1 protein-coding gene is annotated in these 279 nt (G+C 35.1%); it reads left to right on the top strand.

Going from position 1 to position 279, the window contains the following annotated elements:
• Positions 1-160: 160 nt before the first annotated feature.
• Positions 161-279 (top strand): transition state genes transcriptional regulator AbrB (locus KVT11_RS19750; RefSeq protein WP_217609134.1); only part of this gene is annotated, 119 nt, incomplete at its 3' end.

Here is a 279-nt window from a genome sequence, read left to right as displayed (position 1 = left end):
AAAAAAGAAGTCATAAATGCCTAATATTAGATAAAAAAATGCAATTCGACGTGCATAGAAGAACTAATGTGTAAAATACTATGTCTAACAGTTGGTGATTTTTACATGAACAGGTAAATTCACCACTTTGATCATCAGTAGAAAGTGAGGCAGCATTAGAATGAAAGCAACTGGAATCGTACGTCGAATTGATGATTTAGGTAGGGTAGTAATCCCGAAGGAAATTCGTAGAACTTTACGTATTCGAGAAGGGGACCCACTAGAAATATTTGTAGATCG

This window comes from Bacillus sp. GbtcB10 (assembly GCF_019091365.1).
In the GTDB taxonomy this organism is placed as follows: domain Bacteria; phylum Bacillota; class Bacilli; order Bacillales; family Bacillaceae; genus Bacillus; species Bacillus altitudinis.
Note: the sequence above shows the minus strand (reverse complement) of the source record. Positions and strands in the feature narration are given on the sequence as shown.